This is a genomic window from Deinococcus sp. (genome assembly GCF_030523985.1).
Lineage (GTDB): Bacteria > Deinococcota > Deinococci > Deinococcales > Deinococcaceae > Deinococcus.
In genome coordinates this window covers 35,827-40,402 of sequence record NZ_JAUNHK010000002.1, presented here as the reverse complement: position 1 = coordinate 40,402, position 4,576 = coordinate 35,827, and the positions used below count along the sequence as shown (strand labels likewise).

The 4,576-nt window shown below is 64.1% G+C and carries 4 protein-coding genes; all 4 read right to left on the bottom strand.

All coding sequences use genetic code 11. The features are described 5' to 3' along the window. Positions 1-796 (bottom strand): YifB family Mg chelatase-like AAA ATPase (locus tag Q4C89_RS00725; RefSeq protein ID WP_303100693.1); only part of this gene is annotated, 796 nt, incomplete at its 3' end. Between the two features lie 72 nt (positions 797-868). After that, on the bottom strand, positions 869-1,843 hold the full coding sequence (locus Q4C89_RS00720) for an ABC transporter substrate-binding protein (protein ID WP_303100692.1): 975 nt from the start codon (positions 1,841-1,843) through the stop codon (positions 869-871). Positions 1,844-1,951: 108 nt separating this feature from the next. Then, the gene (locus Q4C89_RS00715) at positions 1,952-2,491 is read right to left on the bottom strand and encodes a hypothetical protein (protein ID WP_303100691.1); all 540 of its coding nucleotides are present in this window, start codon (positions 2,489-2,491) and stop codon (positions 1,952-1,954) included. A 116-nt stretch (positions 2,492-2,607) separates the two neighbouring features. Continuing rightward, the coding region (locus Q4C89_RS00710; protein WP_303100690.1) for a TRAP transporter permease at positions 2,608-4,576 on the bottom strand (1,969 nt) is incomplete at its 5' end.

Genomic DNA, 4,576 nt, shown 5'->3' with positions numbered 1-4,576 from the left:
GCGCATGGCGGCTGAAATTCCCCCGACTGGTCAGCAGGCCCGCCGCCGAATGGATGCGGGTGACTTCCAGCGCCTCAGTGCGGGTCAGGGGCGGGAGCAGCCCTGGTGCCCGCCGCGCCAGCATAGTTTTGCCGCTGCCGGGGCTGCCCACCATCAGCAGGTTGTGTCCGCCCGCCAGCGCGACTTCCAGCGCCCGCCGCGCCGCCGTCTGCCCTTTCAGGTCGCCCAGGTCGGGAAACAGGTCAGGGTCGTCGGCTGGGGGGGCCGCCTCGGTCTGGGGCAGGCGCTTTTGCCCGCTCAGGTGCAGCACCGCTTCTTGCAGGGTCGCCGCGCCGTACACGCTTGCGCCCTCAATCAGCGCGGCTTCCTGGGCGTTGGCCTCGGGCAGCAGGGCTTCGAGGTCGTGCGCCGCCGCCAGCAGCGAGAGGTTGATCGCCCCCGCGATGGGCCGCAAGCTGCCGTCCAGGGCCAGTTCGCCCGCCACGATCGTTTCTTCCAGAGCCTCACGCGGCAGCATGTCCTGTGCCGCCAGCAGGCCCAGCGCAATCGGCAGGTCGTACAGCGGACCTTCCTTACGCAGGTCGGCGGGGGCCAGATTGACCGTGATTCGCGCCGCCGGAAAGGGCAGGCCCGCGTTACGAATCGCCGCCCGCACCCGTTCCCGCGCTTCGCTGACGGCCTGATCGGGCAGACCGACCACGGTAAAGGCGGGCAAGCCTGGCGACACGTCCACTTCCACCTCGACGGGGACAGCGTCCACCCCGATTAGTGCCACGCTGCGGGCGCGGGCTAGCACGTCGGCCTCATGAGGGCAGGAAAAATCACGCCTCCATTGTAGGAAAGCGTGATTGACAGCGGGCTGACTCGTTTACTTCGCCAGGCCCTTGACCACGTTCAGGTTGACGAACTTGTTCAGGTCGGGCACGGCGCGGGCGAATCCGGCTTCCTTGTTCAGGTCGGCGTACTCGGCCAGCGTTTTCAGGTTGATGTCCCAGGTGACTTTGGTGCGGGCCAGGGCCTTGAACAGTTCCGCCGAGTTGGGGCGCTTGCCCGTGAAGGTGTAAATCTGGTCGGAAATGGCCTTCTGCGCCGCCGCGTTGCTCTTTTTGATGAAGTTGATGGCAGCGAGGTGACCGCGCAGCAGTCCCTTCACGTTTTCGGGGTTGGCGGCAGCGTACTTGGTGTTCACGACCAGCACGGTGGAGGTGTAGTTGCCGCCCTCCCAGATGCCTTTTTCGTTCACGATCAGTTTGGCCCCCTGGCCTTCCATCACCGCGCCCCAGGGTTCCTGCACCAGCGCGGCGTCCACCTGCTTGCCTGCAAACGCAGCGGGCATGTTGGCCGGGTCAATCGGCACGATGGTCACGTTGCCGCCTTCGTCGCTGGCCTTGAGGCCGTTTTCGTGCAGCAGGTGGCGCAGGCTGATGTCCTGGGTCGAGCCGCGTGTGGGCACTGCCACCTTCTTGCCCGCCAGCCCCTTCACGTTGCGAATGCCGCTGTCCTTACGGCCCACCAGCACCGCGCCCGCGTTGGCGGCTCCGGCGTAGACCTGAATCGGCACGCCGCGCATAAAGGCGTTCATGGCGGGGCCAGGGCCGACATACGCCGCGTCAATCGCGCCCGCCGCGAACGCTTCGTTTACCTGCGACCCGTTGGCAAATTCCTTGACCACCAGCTTGACGCCGCTGCCCAGTTCTTTCTGAATCAGTCCCTTGTTGACGCCCACCAGCCCCGCCGCGTGGGTCACGTTGGGAAAGATGCCCAGCCGCAGTTCTTTGGCCTGCTGCGCTTGGGCGCTGGCGGCGAGGGTCAGGGTCAGCAGGGGGAGGAAAGCACGTTTCATGACATGACTGTAGCAGATAAGTTGAGTTCTTTTATCAACAATAGATTAGACAGGCCGAGGGCAAAAAAAGAGCCTCCCGGTGAGGGAAGCTCTGGGAAGATGGGTGGATTAGAGGCAGTCCACGACGGGCAGTTCGTTGGGGCTTTCTACGATGTTGCTGACGCCTCCGAGGAGATCCTGGCCCTGTACGCGCAGGTAGGTGTAACCCTTGACGGTCACCTTGTTCACTGGGTTCACGACAATAGCCTGAGGAGCCATGCCTGCGCCAACTACAAAGGTGGCCGTAGTGCTACCGCTACCTGCCACACCACCGTAGGGGTAGACGGTACCGTTTTTATAATCGCCCGTACGCACGCCCTTGAGTTGCAGGCCGAGTTTGGACAGGTTGCCCGTCCAGGCCACATCTGCCTCAACATTGGTGGTCTTGTTGTCACAAATGAGGTAGCTGCCCGCTTTGATGGTCTTATCGTTCTGGTCAACCACATCGGTGGTCAGCTTCCAGTCCGTACGAATGTTGCTGACGCTGTTGACGGTCAGGCTGGTCGATTTGCCGCCGTTGAAGTAATCGGGGATAGAAACGGTGACGTCGCCACCACAGCTCGCCAACAGGCCCGCGCCCGCCACACTTGCCAGAAGAATCTTTTTCATGCCTCTCACTGTGCCCCCCGAATCTGATGCTCAAGTGATGACGCCTTGAGAAAACGTGAGGGCAACGCAAATGCGCCCACTTTCACCGGGAAAGGGGCGCAGGGGACGAAGGAAGCTCAGGCGGCGGCGCTCAGAGGCGCGGGCGGTTCATTACGGCTGCCCGCCTTCTGCCAGAAGTACACGGCGGCAATCAGGGCGAGTGCGCCGAGGTTCCAGATGATCTGGGTCGGGATAATCAGGATGAAAGCGGCAACCAGCAGCATCAGCATCTGCACCGGGTTGGTCTTGCGGTGCAAGAAGCGCAGGGTGGCGGCGCTGAAGGCGACCAGACCGATGAAGGCGAAGATGACCATCGGAATGGCCTCGGCCAGCGGCAGCCCGCCGAGCTGGTTGTTGGCGATCAGCAGCAGTTGGGGGTTGAAGAACATCATGTAGGCCAGCAGCGCGGTTCGCAGTTCGTACTGGAACGCCTGCACGCCCGTCTTGACCGGGTCGCCCCCCGAGATGGCGGCGGCGGCGAAGGCGGCGAGGGCCACCGGGGGCGTCGAGTCGGCCATGATGCCGAAGTAGAAGACGAACATGTGCGCCGGGAGCATCTGCGCGGGGTTGCCGGTGTCCAGCCCGGCGACGCGGGCGATAATCGGCACGATCAGCGCACTCATCAGGATGTAGTTGGCGGTGGTCGGCAGGCCCATGCCCAGAATCAGGGCGATGAGCTGGCCCATGACCAGCACGGCCAGAATCTTGAGAAAGGGCGTCTGGAACAGGTTGGTGACGCTTTCCACCACGTCCGCGAGGCCGAAGCCCAGGCCCGTGATGGTCACGATGCCCACGATGATGCCCGCCGCAGCGGTGGCGATGGCGATGCCGACCATGGAGCGTGCGCCGCCCTCGAAGGCGTGCAGCAGCTTGACCGCCGCGTCGCGCAGGCCGCCTGCCAGTCCGCGCCCATCCCTGGAGGCGAAAAAGCCTTCCTGAATAAACATCATCACGACCATCATCAGGATGGTGTTCAGGGCGATGCGTTCGGGGCTGGCTTCGGGGTTGGCGGTCAGAATGCCGATGAGGTAGCCCAGCGGCAGGATGTAGTACCAGCCTTCCAGCACGGTTCTTTTCAGGGGCGGCAGCTCCGAGCGCGGCAGCCCGCGCAGGTTCAGCTTGAGCGCCTCGATATGCGCCACCGCCAGCAGCGCGGCGTAACACAGAAAGGCCGGAATCGCCGCCGCCAGAATCAGCGAGCGGTACTCGATGTTCAGGTTCTGCGCCATGATGAAGGCCGCCGCGCCCATCACCGGGGGCATCAGTTGCCCGTTGCTCGAACTGGCGACCTCGATGGCTCCGGCTTTTTCGCGGCTGTACCCGGTACGAATCATGGTGCCGATGGTGATGTTGCCGCCCGTGACCACGTTGGACACGGCAGACCCGGAAATGATGCCGTTCAGCCCGCTCGACAGGATGCTGGCTTTGGCCGCGCCGCCCCGGAAGCCGCCGAGGATGCTCTGGGCCACGCGCATGAACCAGTCGCCCGCGCCGAGTTTGTCGAACACGGCCCCGAACAGCACGAACAGAAAGACGATTTGCGCCGACACGCCCAGCGCCGTGCCGAAAATGCCCTCGGTGTTGGTCGCCAGTTGGCCCATCAGTTGCGGCCAGGTGTAGCCGCCGTGGAAGGGGGTCTGGATGAATTTGATCAGCCCCTTCGCGCCCATGAAGGCGAACAGGATGAACGCCAGCGAAATCAGCGGCATGGCGATCCCGATGGTGCGCCACGCGGCGAGCAGCAGCATCACGACCAGGGCACTTCCGGCCCATAGGTCGGCGGGCACCCCGTCACGAATACCCCCGTTGGCGGCGATGTTGGCGTACTGAACCACGAAATAGGCCGCGCTTCCCGTCGCCAGCAGGCCCAGCAGCCAGTCGCTCCAGGGAATCCCGACTTGCGGCTTGCCCGGCGTCTTGCGGAAGGGAAAGACCAGAAAGGCCAGCGCAAAGGCGAAGCCGAGGTGAATGGCCCGCAGCGTGGTCGGCACCATCGTGCCCTGCCACGCGGCGTACATCTGAAACAGGCACCAGGCCACGGCGATG

What these genes read in the sequence shown, in the direction of transcription:
- Q4C89_RS00720 (WP_303100692.1), bottom strand. Translation starts at nt 1,843, where the DNA reads ATGAAACGTGCTTTCCTCCCCCTGCTGACCCTGACCCTCGCCGCCAGC.
- Q4C89_RS00715 (WP_303100691.1), bottom strand. Translation starts at nt 2,491, where the DNA reads ATGAAAAAGATTCTTCTGGCAAGTGTGGCGGGCGCGGGCCTGTTGGCG.